11 protein-coding genes and 1 other annotated feature are annotated in these 15,256 nt (G+C 38.5%); of the genes, 1 reads left to right on the top strand and 10 read right to left on the bottom strand.

Features of this window, described 5'->3' with window-relative positions; translation table 11 throughout:
- Positions 1-139: 139 nt before the first annotated feature.
- The 9 genes from thrS to MKZ26_RS02345 form a co-directional block, all read right to left on the bottom strand.
- Positions 140-2,059 (bottom strand): threonine--tRNA ligase, encoded by a 1,920-nt coding sequence (gene thrS / locus MKZ26_RS02380; RefSeq protein ID WP_340764126.1) that lies wholly within the window; start codon positions 2,057-2,059, stop codon positions 140-142.
- 49 nt (positions 2,060-2,108) lie between these two features.
- Positions 2,109-2,333, bottom strand: a binding site (T-box leader).
- Between the two features lie 409 nt (positions 2,334-2,742).
- The gene (locus MKZ26_RS22295; protein ID WP_445683448.1) at positions 2,743-2,976 is read right to left on the bottom strand and encodes a GNAT family N-acetyltransferase; all 234 of its coding nucleotides are present in this window, start codon (positions 2,974-2,976) and stop codon (positions 2,743-2,745) included.
- Positions 2,977-3,254: 278 nt separating this feature from the next.
- Positions 3,255-5,105 (bottom strand): asparagine synthase (glutamine-hydrolyzing), encoded by a 1,851-nt coding sequence (gene asnB, locus MKZ26_RS02375; RefSeq protein ID WP_340764124.1) that lies wholly within the window; start codon positions 5,103-5,105, stop codon positions 3,255-3,257.
- A gap of 63 nt (positions 5,106-5,168) precedes the next feature.
- Positions 5,169-6,494, bottom strand: coding sequence for a type I glutamate--ammonia ligase (glnA, locus tag MKZ26_RS02370; RefSeq protein WP_340764121.1), 1,326 nt, complete (start codon positions 6,492-6,494; stop codon positions 5,169-5,171).
- A 2-nt stretch (positions 6,495-6,496) separates the two neighbouring features.
- On the bottom strand, positions 6,497-7,408 hold the full coding sequence (gene dapF / locus MKZ26_RS02365) for a diaminopimelate epimerase (protein WP_340764119.1): 912 nt from the start codon (positions 7,406-7,408) through the stop codon (positions 6,497-6,499).
- 13 nt (positions 7,409-7,421) lie between these two features.
- Positions 7,422-8,660 carry an LL-diaminopimelate aminotransferase gene (locus MKZ26_RS02360; RefSeq protein ID WP_340764118.1) on the bottom strand — a complete coding sequence of 413 codons (1,239 nt, stop codon included), beginning with the start codon at positions 8,658-8,660 and terminating at the stop codon, positions 7,422-7,424.
- A 247-nt stretch (positions 8,661-8,907) separates the two neighbouring features.
- Positions 8,908-9,696 carry an AraC family transcriptional regulator gene (locus tag MKZ26_RS02355; protein WP_340764116.1) on the bottom strand — a complete coding sequence of 263 codons (789 nt, stop codon included), beginning with the start codon at positions 9,694-9,696 and terminating at the stop codon, positions 8,908-8,910.
- A 443-nt stretch (positions 9,697-10,139) separates the two neighbouring features.
- Positions 10,140-10,643, bottom strand: a complete 504-nt coding sequence (locus MKZ26_RS02350; protein ID WP_340764115.1) for a GNAT family N-acetyltransferase — start codon at positions 10,641-10,643, stop codon at positions 10,140-10,142.
- Positions 10,644-11,622: 979 nt separating this feature from the next.
- A complete protein-coding gene (locus MKZ26_RS02345; protein WP_340764113.1) occupies positions 11,623-12,771 on the bottom strand; it encodes an MFS transporter in 1,149 nt (382 codons plus the stop codon).
- A 117-nt stretch (positions 12,772-12,888) separates the two neighbouring features.
- Here MKZ26_RS02345 and MKZ26_RS02340 point away from each other — a divergent pair, with 117 nt between their 5' ends.
- The gene (locus tag MKZ26_RS02340; protein ID WP_340764112.1) at positions 12,889-13,758 is read left to right on the top strand and encodes a LysR substrate-binding domain-containing protein; all 870 of its coding nucleotides are present in this window, start codon (positions 12,889-12,891) and stop codon (positions 13,756-13,758) included.
- 129 nt (positions 13,759-13,887) lie between these two features.
- Here MKZ26_RS02340 and MKZ26_RS02335 read toward each other — a convergent pair whose 3' ends face one another.
- The gene (locus tag MKZ26_RS02335; protein ID WP_340764111.1) at positions 13,888-15,087 is read right to left on the bottom strand and encodes an MFS transporter; all 1,200 of its coding nucleotides are present in this window, start codon (positions 15,085-15,087) and stop codon (positions 13,888-13,890) included.
- Positions 15,088-15,256 lie beyond the last annotated feature (169 nt).

The following is a 15,256-nucleotide window of genomic DNA, read 5'->3' as shown; positions in this document are numbered from 1 at the left end:
CCTGAAAACTAGTGATTTCACGTCTTAAACGTATAACTTCTACTATTGACAATTCCCCCCTGTACTTATAGGAAAGATATACTTTTAACTAATTATACCGTCAATTCCAACTACTCACAATTTCGAAGATTTGAGATTCTTAAAGGACACGCTGCTCTATCTGTTGTTTAATCAACAAAGCAAAGCCTTCAATAGATAAACACTCCGTTTTCTGACTACCAAATTCCCGAACATTCACAGTTCCATCACTAACCTCTTTGTCACCAAGAATAAGTGTATAAGAAACCTTCTGAAGTTGGGCTTCTCTTACCTTGTAACCTAACTTTTCGTTCCGCTGATCAATTTCAACACGTATGCCTTCATTTCTTAAAACGGACTGTACACACAATGCGTAATCCAAATGTACACTTGAAACAGGAACAATTTGTACTTGCCTAGGAGCGAGCCATGTTGGAAAAGCACCTGCAAAATGTTCAATCAGTATGCCGAAAAAACGATCGATTGAGCCAAAAATTGCACGGTGAATGACCACCGGCCGAACTTTTTCGTTGTTTTCATCAATATACGTGAGGTCAAACTTTTCAGGCATTTGGAAATCGAGTTGAATTGTGCCGCATTGGTGGCTGCGTCCAAGTGCATCTTTAATATGGAAGTCAATTTTTGGTCCGTAAAATGCACCATCCCCCTCATTTAATTGATAAGTAACCGCTAGATCCTCTAATACATTCTTTAGAGCCTCTTCTGAATCATTCCAAATCTCATCACTTCCTAGTGATTGTTCTGGCCTAGTTGAAAGTTCAATCGAATATTCAAAACCAAAAGTTCGATAAACTTCATCAATAAGATGAATAACTTGCTTTATTTCGCTTTTAATTTGATTATGCCTCACAAAAATATGCGCATCGTCTTGGCAAAATGTTCGAACCCTTAATAGTCCGTTAAGAGCACCACTAAATTCATGGCGATGGACTTGACCGAATTCAGCCATACGTATTGGTAAATCACGGTATGAATGAAGACTATTTTTGAAAATTAGCATATGGCCAGGACAGTTCATCGGCTTCATCGCAAATTTTGCGTTTTCCACTTCTGAAAAATACATATTCTCATGGTAATGATCCCAGTGCCCCGATTGCTCCCACAGACGTTGATTCATCATGAAAGGCGTGCGGACTTCTGCGTACCCCGCCTTCGTCTGAAGTGCACGTGAAAAGTTCTCTAGCTCAGTGCGTATTATCTGCCCATTCGGTAAATAGAACGGCATGCCTGGTGCTTCCTCAGAGAACATGAATAATTCAAGTTGCTTTCCAAGTTTTCGATGATCCCTTTTTTCTGCTTCCTCCAAAAAATACAAATGCTGTTCTAAGTCTTTCTTTTTCAAAAAGGAAATTCCATAGATACGTTGCATCACTTGATTATCACTATCTCCCCGCCAATAAGCACCTGACACCTGCGTTAACTTGAATGCTTTTATCCATCCAGTTGACGGTAAATGTGGTCCGCGGCAAAGGTCTATAAATTCTCCTTGTTTATAAAGGGAAATTTTCTCGTCCGCTGGTATGTCTTTTAATAGTTCTAATTTAAACAATTCGCCACGCTTCTCAAATAGTTCTTCTGCCTCTCCATACGTGACTTCTATACGTTCAATTTTCAAATCTTCTTCGATAATAGCTTGCATCTTTTTTTCAATCATTACTAAATCATTCGAAGTGACGCTTGTATCCGATAGAAAGTCATAGTAAAAACCGTGTTCAATTATGGGTCCAATCCCTAACTTCGAATCGTCATAAAGTCTTTTAACCGCCTGCCCTAGCACATGTGCAGTTGTGTGCCTTAGAACTTCGAGTCCTTCTATCGATTCCTTTGTGATAAGTGTAATCGCAGCATCCTCCATAATGCATTGTGATAAATCATATAATTGATCATTCACTTTTCCCGCTACAACATTCTTTCTCAAACTTAAGCTAATGGACTGTGCAATATCCGCTAATGTAATACCTAGAGGAAAATTCTTTCGGCTACCGTCTGGAAATCGAATCTCAATTTGCTTGTCATTCATCTTAAAACACCCCATCTAATTTTTTGTATAAAAAAATACCCGTCCCAAATAAAGGGACGAGTATGATTTACCCGTGATTCCACCCAAATTTCTAACACCATCCAACAATGGTGTTAACTCATGGCGCTGTAACGTAGCATTAACGGAATTAGTTACTTCATTTCACTAATACAGCTCAAAAGTGGTAAATTATCTTCTGCGTTAGGAAGTTCTCAGCAATACTTCCCTCTCTGGAAACCATCAAAATAATTCATGTCTTTGTCATCGCTTTTATCGTTATTCAGTTATATTTCTATACAAATAAACACACCCATCCCTAGTAAAGGGACGAGTGTGTTTGCTCGTGATTCCACCCAAATTTCTAACACCATCCAACAATGGCGTTTGCTCATGGTGCTGTAACGTAGCATAGACGGCTTCATGCAGCTCAAAAGTGGTAAATTGTTTTTCTAAGTTAGGAAGATTTCAGCAATACTTCCCTCTCTGGAAACCATCAAAACAATTCATGTCTTTATCATCGCTGTTACAAGTATAGTTAAAATTCATTGAAATCGAATTAGTTAATATCCTACAACAAAGAAAATGGATTATCAAGCTTTTTTTGGTTGCATCCAATACAGTTTATGGATGATTAGTTAAAAAGGATACTCATAGTTAGGTTCATCCTGGCCCGTATCCTCAAATCATTTCATACCTAAAAAAGTAAAGCCGACCTTTTCCAATACCTTTAGTGACCTTTGACTATCAGGACTTCCAGATCCTGTGACCACGTACACTTCCACATGATTTCTGGCAATTTTTATGTAAGAATGCGCTGTTTCTCTTGCGAAACCTTTGCCACTATATTTTTCATTGTAATGATAAGTTAATTCTATATTACTTAATAAATTCATACAATTAAATTCAGCAGTATTTATAATTTCATTAGCTACGTCAAAGGAGTAATTAATTATGAATATATCCTGAAATCCATGTTCATTTTGTGGTTATATTCTCAAGGGTTTCCTCTCTTTCTTAAGGTAAGCGAAAAAACCTTTTGAACGAAATAATATGGGAATAATAACCCCAAGGATTATTCTAATTCCCGTGGGGTTACTTTATTCACACGTCAAGCAAGCTATATAAATGAGCGGAGTCACTGACATAAAACGTTTGCTGCTTGCGGCCACTTAAAAACAATAAAGAACGAAGGAGATTAGTTATCAATGATGTTTATGTTGTAGTTTACTAACCACATGTTAATTTGGGATAGGTGGGCGATGAGTTGGGGGCCTGTCATAAGCTGACCGAACCAAGGAACTTTGAATGAGGATCCGTCTGAATCGATGATGTCCTTGACTCTTTGTTTTGAGACAAGTTCTAGTAGGGGAGATGTTTTATTATCTAGGATGTTGTTTAACTTAGTCTTTACGAGTTTCATATATGTTTGATGATGTGTTTTAGGGTACGGACTCTTTTTCCGGTATAGAATTTCATTAGGAAGTACTCCTTCTAAAGCCTTTCGTAATATTCCTTTCTCTTGGCCGTTCAGCATTTTCATTTCCCACGGTATGTTCCAGGCATATTCAACAATTCGGTGATCGGCGAATGGAACCCGTACTTCTAAACTTGCTCCCATACTCATGCGATCTTTTCGCTCCAGAAGCGTTGACATAAACCAAATCATATTTAAATAAGACATTTCCCGGTGCCGTGCTTCTATTTGGGTTTCTCCCCCTAGATGAGGCACTTCACTAATCGTTTCGTTATAGCGCTCCCTCACATACCCTTCCAAATCGAGTTTCTTTTGCCAATGCGGAAGCAACAGCTGCTGTCTTTCCGTTTGGGACCGCATCCACGGAAACTCCTTTCCGTGCAGCAGTTCTTCTTTATAGAACCATGGATATCCTCCGAAGATCTCATCCGCACACTCACCAGACAATGCAACTGTATAATCTTGTTTCATCTGTTCGCAAAACCATAACAATGATGAGTCTACGTCTGCCATACCAGGTAAATCTCTCATCATCACTGCTTCTTCCAACAGATTTGCCAGCTGATCATTATTTATAATAGCCGAGTGATGAATAGACCCCAAATATTGTTGCATTTTCTCTATCCATGGTGCATCTTGATCAGGCTGAAAGGAACTCGCTTTGAAATATTGATTGTTGTGCTCGTAGTCAATGGAGTACGTATGAAGGGTACCGCGTCCCTCTTTTTTAAAATATTCTGAAGCAAATGAACTAATAGCACTCGAATCAATTCCTCCAGATAAGAATGTACAAACAGGTACATCAGCAACTAACTGGCGCTCAACGGCATCCTTTACAAGAATTTTTACTTGTTCAGCCGTCTCATCTAACGTATGATGATGCTTTTTGCTTTCTACATTCCAATACCGCCAAGTTTTCAGTCCATTTCGATTGTAAATTAATGCATGAGCTGGGCGAAGTTCATTAATGCCCCGAAAGACACCATGACCAGGAGTCCGAGATGGACCTAATCCAAATATTTCCTGAAACCCCTCCCTGTCTACTTCACTTTTCACTTTTGGATGTGCCAGTATTGCTTTAATCTCTGAACCAAATATGAGCGATCCGTTTTCTTCACGGTAAAATAGAGGTTTGACACCAAGTCGGTCTCTTGCCATAAAAAGCTGCTCCCGGTGTTGATCCCAAACAGCAAATGCAAAAATCCCATTTAGATGCTTTACGCAATTTTCTCCCCACTCGATATATGCCGTCAGTAACACTTCCGTATCGGAATATGACTGAAAAGAGTACCCTCTTTGTAGTAATTCCTTTCTAATTTCTTCTGTATTATAAAGCTCTCCGTTATATACGATAGTAAAAGTATGGTTGTTTTTTTCTATTGACATCGGCTGTATACCTCCGGCAGGATCGACAACTATAAGCCGGGTATGACCAAGTAACAGATGGCGCGAACTCCATACATTAGAAGCATCCGGACCACGCTTCGCCAATGAATTCGCCATCTTTTCCACAATGAATACTTGCTGTGTCAAATCTTGATGCCAATCAATCCATCCTGTTATTCCACACACTCGCAATCACTCCTTCTCATTAGAAATTTACATATTAGCTTTTTTTCACTATCCACCGCTTCATTAATATTGCGACAGATATTGATCGCGTTCCCATGGGTGTACTTGTGTCCTATACATATCCCATTCAATTTCTTTTGCTTCAATAAACCGTTCCAACAAATGGCTGCCTATAGCTTGAGTAATCACTTTGTCTGCTTTTAATTTTTTTAGTGCCTCAGCTAAAGTAGCCGGCAAATCAATGATTCCGGTTTTTTCCCGCTCTTCTTTTGACATCACATAGATATTTTTGTTAATTGTTTCAGGAGGTGTTAATTTATTTTTAATGCCATCTAATCCCGCAGCTAACAAGACAGCCATGGCTAAATACGGATTTGCAGCAGGGTCAACACTACGAACTTCTACACGTGTACTCATTCCACGTGATGCGGGGATTCGAATAAGTGCACTTCTATTTCTTGCTGACCAAGCCACATAGCATGGCGCCTCATACCCGGGAACTAACCTTTTGTAGGAGTTTACAGTAGGGTTTGTAATAGCAGTAAAACTCTGAGCATGTTTCAGAATTCCGGCCACAAAATTTCTTGCAGTATCACTTATTTCTAGCGAACCGTTAGGATCATAAAATGCATTTTCGCCATTTTTGAATAAGCTCAAGTTACAATGCATGCCAGATCCATTTATGCCGAATAATGGTTTAGGCATAAATGTCGCGTGTAGCCCATGTTTGCGAGCAATTGTTTTAACGATAAGCTTAAAGGTTTGAATATCATCACAGGCTCTTATGGCACTTTGATATTTAAAGTCAATTTCATGCTGGCCCGGTGCTACTTCATGATGGGAAGCTTCAATCTCAAATCCCATTTCTTCCAGTTCAAATACGATATCGCGACGGCAAGTTTCCCCTAAGTCAGTTGGTGCAAGATCAAAATAACCGCCATGATCATTCAATTCCAATGATGGTTCACCCTTGTCATTGAGTTTAAATAAGAAAAATTCAGGTTCAGGTCCAACATTGAAATCAGAAAACCCAAGTACTTTCATTTCATTTAAAATCCTTTTGAGATTATTGCGAGGGTCACCTTCAAATGGTGTTCCATCTGGATGATAAATATCACAGATGAGACGCGCGATCTTTCCTTTTTCTGTTGTAAAAGGAAAGATAATAAACGTATCTAAATCTGGGTATAAATACATATCAGATTCTTCAATACGTACAAACCCTTCAATTGATGAGCCATCAAACATCATTTTGTTATCGAGTGCTTTTGGCAACTGACTAATCGGAATTTCAACATTTTTAATTTTTCCGAATAAGTCTGTAAATTGTAGTCGAACATACCTTACATTTTGCATCTTAGCCAAATCTAAAATAGATTCTCTGTTCATACTTAGATCCTCCCCTTTTGTCTAAAATCATTGCCTTCATCGATTACTGAACCATTAATATAGGTGTCTCTCCCCAATTCTCCATGGCAGATATATGTTGCTTTTCCTCTTTTCCAAATGTGGCCATGTTCATCCCAGCTTACCGTCAAGTCTCCTCCAGGTAGATGAACGGTTATCGGAAGATGTCTATCCAACATATCGTTTAATGTGGCAGCTACTACCGCAGCGCAAGCCCCTGTTCCGCAAGCCATTGTTATACCCGATCCACGTTCCCACACTCGATAATCAATTTCTTGGCTGTTCTTGACATGAACAATTCCGACGTTTATTCGTTCCGGGAACAAATCAGAGTGTTCAATTACAGGACCTATTTTATCTAATGGCACTTCATTCACATCATCAACAAACATGATTGCATGTGGATTCCCAATCGATACACAAGTCATGTAATACACATCTCCTCCAAAAGAATGCGGTTCATTTATCGCAACCGAGAATGGATCTCCTTGCATCGGTATCCTATTTTTTAGTAGTTTGGGCTCGCCCATATCAACAGTTACATACTGCACGTACTTTTCATGGTCTACATCTACTTCTAAACTCACCACCGCACCCAACGTTTCAATTGTAAAAGGAGATGTTGTAGCGTACTTTTGATCAAAAAGAATCTTTGCTACACAACGCAATCCGTTGCCACAATTCCTCGCTTCCGATCCATCCACGTTAAAAATTCTCATTTGAAAATCTGCTATATCCGAAGAGCCTATTATTATTATGCCGTCAGACCCGATACCGAAGTTCACATCAGAGACTATTTGAGCAAGCTGATTATAGTCTTGGTAGTCCATTTCAGTTTCTAATTGATTGAAAATAACGTAGGAGTTTCCCAAACCATGCATTTTAGTAAACAACAACTTTATCCCCCCCTTAAAAGATGAATTTGGATGTACTCAACCTCGCTTTGATTTCAGTGATTACTCGTTGCTCTTCTTTCACTCCTTTCGCTTGAAACGTAACCGAAAATCGCACATAGTGTCCGGCATCATCCCATGGAACACTGGATATTAAATGTTCACGTAATAAATATTGGCTAAACTCTTCCGCTGACTGAAAGTGAGGACCGCTTGCTACCGCTTTTGGTATCTTTGTATATAAGAAAAATGATCCTTTCGGTTTTTTAACAGTAAAGCCACACTCACGTAAAACTTTTTCCAAAAGATTGTGACGCCGTGAATACTTAGCTACAGTTTGTTCTGTAATTTCTGGATGAGAAAGGGCAAATGCCGCTGCTTTTTGTATGGCGATAAATTGACCAGAGTCAATAGTGTCCTTCACTGCCTTAATCACTTTGACAAGTTTCGAATTTCCTGCCATAAAACCAATGCGCCAGCCTGTCATATTGAATGATTTCGATAAGGAATGAAGCTCTATTCCAATCTCCTTTGCCCCGGGTACAGAAAGGAAGCTTAACGGCTTTTCATCATCGAATACGAGAGCAGCATAAGAAGCATCATGCACAACGATCAATTGATTTTTCTTTGCAAATTGGACTACTTCCTCAAAGAATTCTACAGTTGCTACAGCCCCTGTTGGGTTGTTCGGATAATTCAAGTAAAGTAGCTTCGCTTTCTTGAGAATACCCTCATTCAATGAATCTAGTTTTGGCAGATATGAATTACTCTCCAATAGCGGCAGATGGACAATTTCTCCTCCGTAGTATTCTGTGTGAGTACCTAAAATAGGATAACTGGGCGATGGCATAAGTGTAATATCACCAGAATTGATGAAGGCTGCAGGAAGCATCGCCAAGGCTGACTTTGATCCGATCGAATGGTTGATCTCGGTTTCTGGGTCGAGGTCATACACTCCAAATACATGTTTCATATATTTGGCAGCTGCATGCTTCAACTCAACTATCCCATTATCCGCATACATGCGATTTTCAGGCTTCTTTGCTTCTTCTGCCAATATTTCCACAACTGCTTCATCTGCCATTGCATCAGGCTCTCCAACGCCAAGATCGATCAATTCCATATGAGGATTTGCCTGCAATGCTTCTTTTTTTATTCTCTTTATTTTTTCAAATTTATAGATTTCCTCTTTTAAACCAAATTGCGGACCCCCTAAACGGTCTGCAAACAGTTGTTGTATATAATCAGCTGACATATCTATTCCCCCAAAACATTCATGACATTTTGCTTATGATGTACTCATTACATTCAATGACTACCTCCATACTTCTTAAATAGCCCAACCTACCTCTGTTCTCCTCTACTATTTGAATTCATTTTCTACTTTTATAATATCGATTATAAAATGGAATTGATTTAGACTTATTGCTTAAACATTTGCACTTTTTTAGTGATACCGTAAATTTGCAATAAAAAAAGCCAAGCATAAGAGCCTGGCGAGTTTAACGAATTTCTGAAGGGTTTTTACCTGTGTACTTTTTAAATTGTCTGCTGAAAAAATGGAGATCGCTGTATCCAAGGACATACGCAGCTTCTGTCACTGTCATACCTGAATAACGGAGTAAATGTTCCGCTCGTTCAATGCGCGAACGAATGATATATGATCTAACCGTATGGCCAATTATTTGTTTAAACTTCAGAGAAAAATATCTTGGAGAAAGGTTGGCTCGAGCTGCTAAACTTCCAATTGAATGTTGTTCACCGGGATGCTGCTGAATATAGTTAGCTATTTCCCGAACAGTTTCCAGCAAGATATTGCTCGTGTAAGCCATTTGCTCTACCTTTTCTTCTTCTGCTCTCAATAGGTGAATCATTAGTTGCTTTAAGATGAGCTTTGCCTCTATTTCCATTCCAAATGTTTTCACTAATAACAAGCGAACGTATTGAGTTAAGAGTGATTCAAAACTGAAAGTATTTTCAACCAGCCGATGGGCGGTAGGGACCAATTGTGGTGTTTCAGTTAAGTCGAAATGAATATAGGTTAATACTAGGGGGTCTTGGGGATTATGCGTGGCAGTTGTTACGTCTCCATGTTTAAAAAGAAAACAGTGCCCTTTTTGTATATCATAAGACTTTCCGTTTAGTACCAATATTCCTTCACCGCTCCAAACATAAAATAAATCATAATTAGGGAACGGTTTATCGCGCTTTTTCCATTTCCAAGTCGGCTCACAATGAATAGTGGCAAATGCCGGTTTCAAAATAAATTGATCCGGATTCAAATCTAACATGCAGCACCCCCTTATTTTTCAGCAAACCTTTTTAGGTAATTCCTAATAATGCTCGTCTACCTTTTGTCTTCGATTAACTCTATGTAACCATATTCGATAAAACTCGCTAAAATTACTATCAAGAGTGTATTCAATACAGTCTTGAATGGATAGAAATCCTTTACTTGCTATTATATGTCGTAGATGTACCGCATAAAGCTTCCAAGCACAGATAGCAAGTAGGTATGAAAAATTTGCCCATTTTGAGGTGATTGTCAAACTGTTTTTTAAAGCAACAGTATTTCAACCGTTGATACATACGCGCGACGGTAACATAAAAAGCGAAATCAGAGTTGCGCGTGAAGCATAAGGCACTACTCTATCATGAAATAGGAAAAAAAGAAAAGAGATTCTAGAGATTTTTTATTGTCAATTCATTATGGTTCGTAGATTATTTATAACTTCTATATCCTGTATTCATAATAAAGTTCTTCTTGCTCTGTATCTTCAAACCATTTCATGCATTTAAAAGGAAATCCAATCTTTTCTAATACTTTTAAAGACCCTTTATTTTCTGGACTTGCAGAAGCAGTGATAACCTGTACTTCCCCATGATTTTTGGCGATTTCTAAACATGCGTAAGCTGCTTCTGTTGCGAAACCTTTGCCCCAAAACTTTTTACTATAATGATAAATTAATTCCACTTCGCTTAATGAATTCACACAATTTAATCCAGCAGCACCTATAATTTCTTTAGATTCTTTATCTTTTACTGCGTACACGGATAAACCGTTAATTTCATGACATTTCCTATAGCCTTCGATAACTCGGCCCAACACATCACTTGAAGAAGCACCATCGCATAATGCCATCACTTCTTCATCACCCCAAAACTTTTTCACTGCATCTAAGTGAGAGTCATTAAACACACATAGATATAAACGTTTAGTCTCATATATAATTTCCATTTTTTCACCTACTTATTTATTGTTAACTCAATTTCTGTGATTTTATCAGCTTTGGTAAATGTTATTGTTGATTTTTCTCTCCAATTTTTCACAGTTAAACGTAGCTACTATTCTAAATTCTACCTTCTTATTGTAGAATCACAATAAAAAGAACAATTGCTGAGCATGCCCATTTTATAGAGGCAGTTTATTAGGATTGTTGAATGACCTTTCAATCAATATAAATCTGATAGTGAAATTCGTGCAAAGGGTTTTTATTACTTATAGAACGTTAATAACACACTTGTTGATTAACCAAAAACAACCAATTAATAACTTAATTGACTACTACGCGATCGGTTTACAGTTGCTTCTGGCTTGCTTTGGATTGAACAACTTCTATACATAACTGAGCTATTTTTATGTATAGGAATGCGACTTCGCCGCATTCCTATACATTTTCTTCAGTAATCGTCTGGTGGTCGTTCATCCGTCGCTCTCCAAAGGCAAAGGTACACGAAGTGCTAATGCTTTTGGGAACGAGGGAAGAGAGGGGCTCCTCACTGGATAAAAGCCGCCAAAGATGCAATTTTGGCGGCTGAAACTTTCTTTATGGTCTTTTCTTTACTTATTTTAGGAAGTGTCACTTTCTATAGGGTCATAAACCTTACTAAAGCAGCTGTACTTTTCACTTAAACAGTGTAGGTTTGCGATAGGTACTTATTCACAATAAGATGATCGAAAAGGGTGTGCCGAAAGCGAACCGGAAATGATCCAGTGAAAATGGAGGTTTTCAAGCCTTTTCTTACTTGTTATTTATGCAAGAAAATGGTTAATCAACAGACGTGCGTTAATAATTATTATCGTAGGCTCAAAGGTGGATACAATGTTTTAACGGTGTTGTAACAAAGTGTCTTGACAATCATCCTGCTTGGCTTTAAGTATTAGAAAATATTAAACACCCAATAAAAAAACAACATTAAATTTTCACAGTGCCAAATCAATGAATCGATTGTTCATTGTTCCCTATTTTTAAGATTGTGAAAAGCATTACACATAAAATGATCAATAGTCCTCCCAATGCTGGAACAAAGTTATCAAAAACATCAATTGTTAATCCAATAAATGAAGGACCGAGGGCCCCGAGTAGATAACCGCCAAATTGCATCATCGCAGACCAAGACACTGTTTCTTCAATATTTTTGGCCTCTTGAATAGGTAGCAATAGTGCCAAAGGAAACAAACCACCAGCCCCGATACCAAGGAAAACTGTAGCTACCCACGGAGAGTAATTTAGCAGTAAAATCAAAATCCCTATTATTTCTGAAAAACTACAGACTAGTAACCAAACTTTTCTATTACCCGTTTTGCTAACGAGTATAGGTATTAAAAAGCTTATGGGAATTTGGATTACTGTAAATAGAGTCAGAATCAAACCGGATTGAGAATAGCTGAAACCCATTGATTGTACGATTGGAGCCAACCAAGCTGTTAGCGAATAAAAGATAGCCGCCATGCACCCAAAAAACAACATGAATAATGTCACCCTTTTATTTTTTACAAACAAAGCTGAAATAGGCAAGGTATCTGTACTCTTTTCTGCTTTGTTTAGAAGTGGTATAAGTAGTAAAAATGCAGGAACCGCTAATATACTCCAAAAACCTAATGCGTGTTGCCAAGATTCATTCATCCTCTGGTATGTAGGCACGGAAAGACTGGATGCAACCGCTGCTCCAATCACCATTGACACGGAATAAACCCCCATTAAACCATGATTATTGGAAAAGTATTTTTTTATAAATCCTGTAATTAATGGTCCAGCAATCCCTATTCCAATCCCGGAGAATAAAGCTGTCGCAAACAACAAAAAGCTATTATGAACGAACATACGAAGGAATGTAGCAATGAATATCAAAGACATTGCTATAAACAGAGATTTCTCCATTCCTAAACGCTTATTTAACTTAATGGCCAATATAGCAAATAGCCCCATACAAAAAACCGGTAGTGCGGTTAGTAAACTAGCTGTCACCCCGCTCATACCTAAATCCGTTTGGATGATATCAAGTAAAGGACCAACAGAAGTAATTGACGGTCTTAAATTTAATGAAACAAAAAATATAATCATTACAAGATAAACAAAACGCATGTGAAACATCTCCTTTCTTAAGCATTGCATTCATTGTATATTTGCGCTTATAATAGTTCAATACTATTTTTTCTATACAAACCATAGCCAAAAACTATCATAAAAGGAGTATGTTAAATGGAAATCAGGCAGTTACACTATTTCCTTATGTTATGCAAAGAACTTCATTTTACTGAAGCTGCCTACAAACTAGGTATTTCACAACCAACCCTAAGTCAGCAAATACGGGTATTGGAAGATGAATTAGGCCTACCTCTGTTCGATCGTCTTGGAAAAAAGACCGTTAAGACCGAAGCAGGTAATCTTCTTGAGCACTACGCATTGCAAATTGTTCAACAACTAGAAAACGCAAAAAATGCTATAGAAGATCTGACAAATCTGAATACCGGTCACTTACGTGTAGCAGTATTACCATCCGATCTTGATTATCGATTAACAGCATTACTAATCGATTTTCACAAAGAATTTCCAAATACTAAAGTGCAAGTGATTCCATCTATTGATATTTTAAATAAGGTGTTAGAAAATGAAGTTGATATTGGTGTTGGGCTAGCGATTCAACCAGACAGTCGTTTAAATCGCATCCCTTTTTATACCGAATCGTATAGTCTTTTCGTTACTAAAGACCATGAATTAGCAGACAAAGGTATTATCTTGCCTGCTGACTTAGAAAATCTGCCTTTAGTTATGTATCCGAAGGGATTCTCTGGACGAGATTTGATTGAGACTTGGTGTTTAAGTCAAGAAATTGCTATCGATGCCCTGATGGAAACAGGATCAGCCACATCTTTGTTTCAACTTGTAAAAGCAGGGATTGGGGCTACTATTCAACCTAGTCAACTAATTGAAAGTTTCCAGTCACTCGGTATCCGTGCTATTCCAATTAAGGATTCCCCCACTAGGAACTTAGAGATGTTTTATCGTACTGATAAATATTTAAGTCAATCTGCAAAAGCATTCTTGAACCGAATGGAAACCTTTTTTTAATGTAAAAATACCATTTAAATGTTTATTTATAGCTGAAGTGTAAAAATAGTTCTATTCTAAAAGCTCTTAAATTGAATAAACCCCACAAAGAACATATTTCTCTGTGGGGTTTTCACTCTATTTACTTCATTATTCTTCACGCATTTTTTTATCGCCAATCATAAACGTCAGGATGAGCATCATCACATACAGTAACATGATAATGCCGAACGTATAATGATGGTTCGACGTCCCGTCATAAACAACTGCAATCAGAAGAGGCAATAATCCCCCTATGATGAAACCGCCTGTTTGCATCATTGCAGTCCAAGAACTTGCTTCCTCAGCTGTCTTTGTCTCGTCAAGTGGTAAAAGAAGTGCTATGGGGAATAAACCGCCAAGTGGTATCCCCATGATGAATGCGCCTGCCCACATGAGTGGATGGATCCCTGTCCAGAACAGCGCGACTGCGAGCATCCCCGCGATGAGCATTAGCATAAGCCAAAACTTTCGTGCTGGAAAACGCTCCATCAGCAAAGGTAGGAGAATGTTTAAAAAGATTTGGACCGTCGTCATAATACTAAGGAGAGTTCCCGCCTGCAGCAATGTCATTCCGGAAGAAATTGCAATTGGCGCGAGCCAAGTAATAATTGAAAAGAATGCAGATGACTGCAAACCGAAAAATAGTAAGAATAGCCATGCCTTCCGTGTTTTCCATGGGGATCTCACCTTTTTCTGTTTCCCCTTCACGACAACGGAATCGAGTTGACGTACTTCCATGTTCCCTCTCATTGCTAAAAACCAGGCAACTAGACCGAGAAGTGCTAGCATGGACCAAATACTAAGTGCAAACAAGTAGGATCCTGTTCTATCAAAAAATACAGCCGTCAGTCCTGCACTAGCTGCAGACCCGACCCCCATCCCGAATGAATAAATTCCGATAACAGATGCAGCGCGGTCCGGGAAATACTGCTTGATCATTGCGGAAAGGAGTGGCCCGATTACTGCAATAGCGATACCTATAAGGAAGGCTGTTCCGATTAGAATTAAAAAACTGGAAATGAACCCGCGTAAAGCGGTCATTAGTCCAATTAGTATAAGCATTGCATAGATTGTATACTTCAATCCAAATTTCCGGTTCAACACCGGTGCCATTGAGGCAAAAACGCCCATACAAATGACAGGTACCGCCGTCAATAGACTCACCTGTGCATTAGATAACGTCAACTGCTCACGAATTGTTTCAAGCATTGGCCCAATGGAAGTGATAGCTGGCCTCATGTTAATGGATATCGCAAAAATCGCGAAAATAATAAGAAATGCGTTTTGTTTAGTTACTTTTTTAGACATTTACTCGTTCCTTTCTTTCAGTAAAACAAATAGCTCTGGGCGTTCATTGCTGAGGGAAACTCTGGTCATCCCCCTAAAACGGACAAAGTAGGGTATAGTCTAGTCTATGCAAGATCTCTAATTATCCTATCTAGGATGGAAGGTTTTCTTCTCCATATTGATCAAGGAA

The sequence above is a fragment of the Sporosarcina sp. FSL K6-6792 genome, from assembly GCF_038004885.1.
GTDB lineage: Bacteria > Bacillota > Bacilli > Bacillales_A > Planococcaceae > Sporosarcina > Sporosarcina psychrophila.
Note: the sequence above shows the minus strand (reverse complement) of the source record. Positions and strands in the feature narration are given on the sequence as shown.

Excerpts from the sequence above, each read along its gene's own strand:
- thrS (WP_340764126.1), bottom strand. The coding sequence starts at position 2,059 with ATGAATGACAAGCAAATTGAGATTCGATTTCCAGACGGTAGCCGAAAG.
- glnA (WP_340764121.1), bottom strand. The coding sequence starts at position 6,494 with ATGAACAGAGAATCTATTTTAGATTTGGCTAAGATGCAAAATGTAAGG.
- MKZ26_RS02360 (WP_340764118.1), bottom strand. The coding sequence starts at position 8,660 with ATGTCAGCTGATTATATACAACAACTGTTTGCAGACCGTTTAGGGGGT.
- MKZ26_RS02355 (WP_340764116.1), bottom strand. The coding sequence starts at position 9,696 with ATGTTAGATTTGAATCCGGATCAATTTATTTTGAAACCGGCATTTGCC.
- MKZ26_RS02350 (WP_340764115.1), bottom strand. The coding sequence starts at position 10,643 with ATGGAAATTATATATGAGACTAAACGTTTATATCTATGTGTGTTTAAT.
- MKZ26_RS02345 (WP_340764113.1), bottom strand. The coding sequence starts at position 12,771 with ATGCGTTTTGTTTATCTTGTAATGATTATATTTTTTGTTTCATTAAAT.
- MKZ26_RS02340 (WP_340764112.1), top strand. The coding sequence starts at position 12,889 with ATGGAAATCAGGCAGTTACACTATTTCCTTATGTTATGCAAAGAACTT.
- MKZ26_RS02335 (WP_340764111.1), bottom strand. The coding sequence starts at position 15,087 with ATGTCTAAAAAAGTAACTAAACAAAACGCATTTCTTATTATTTTCGCG.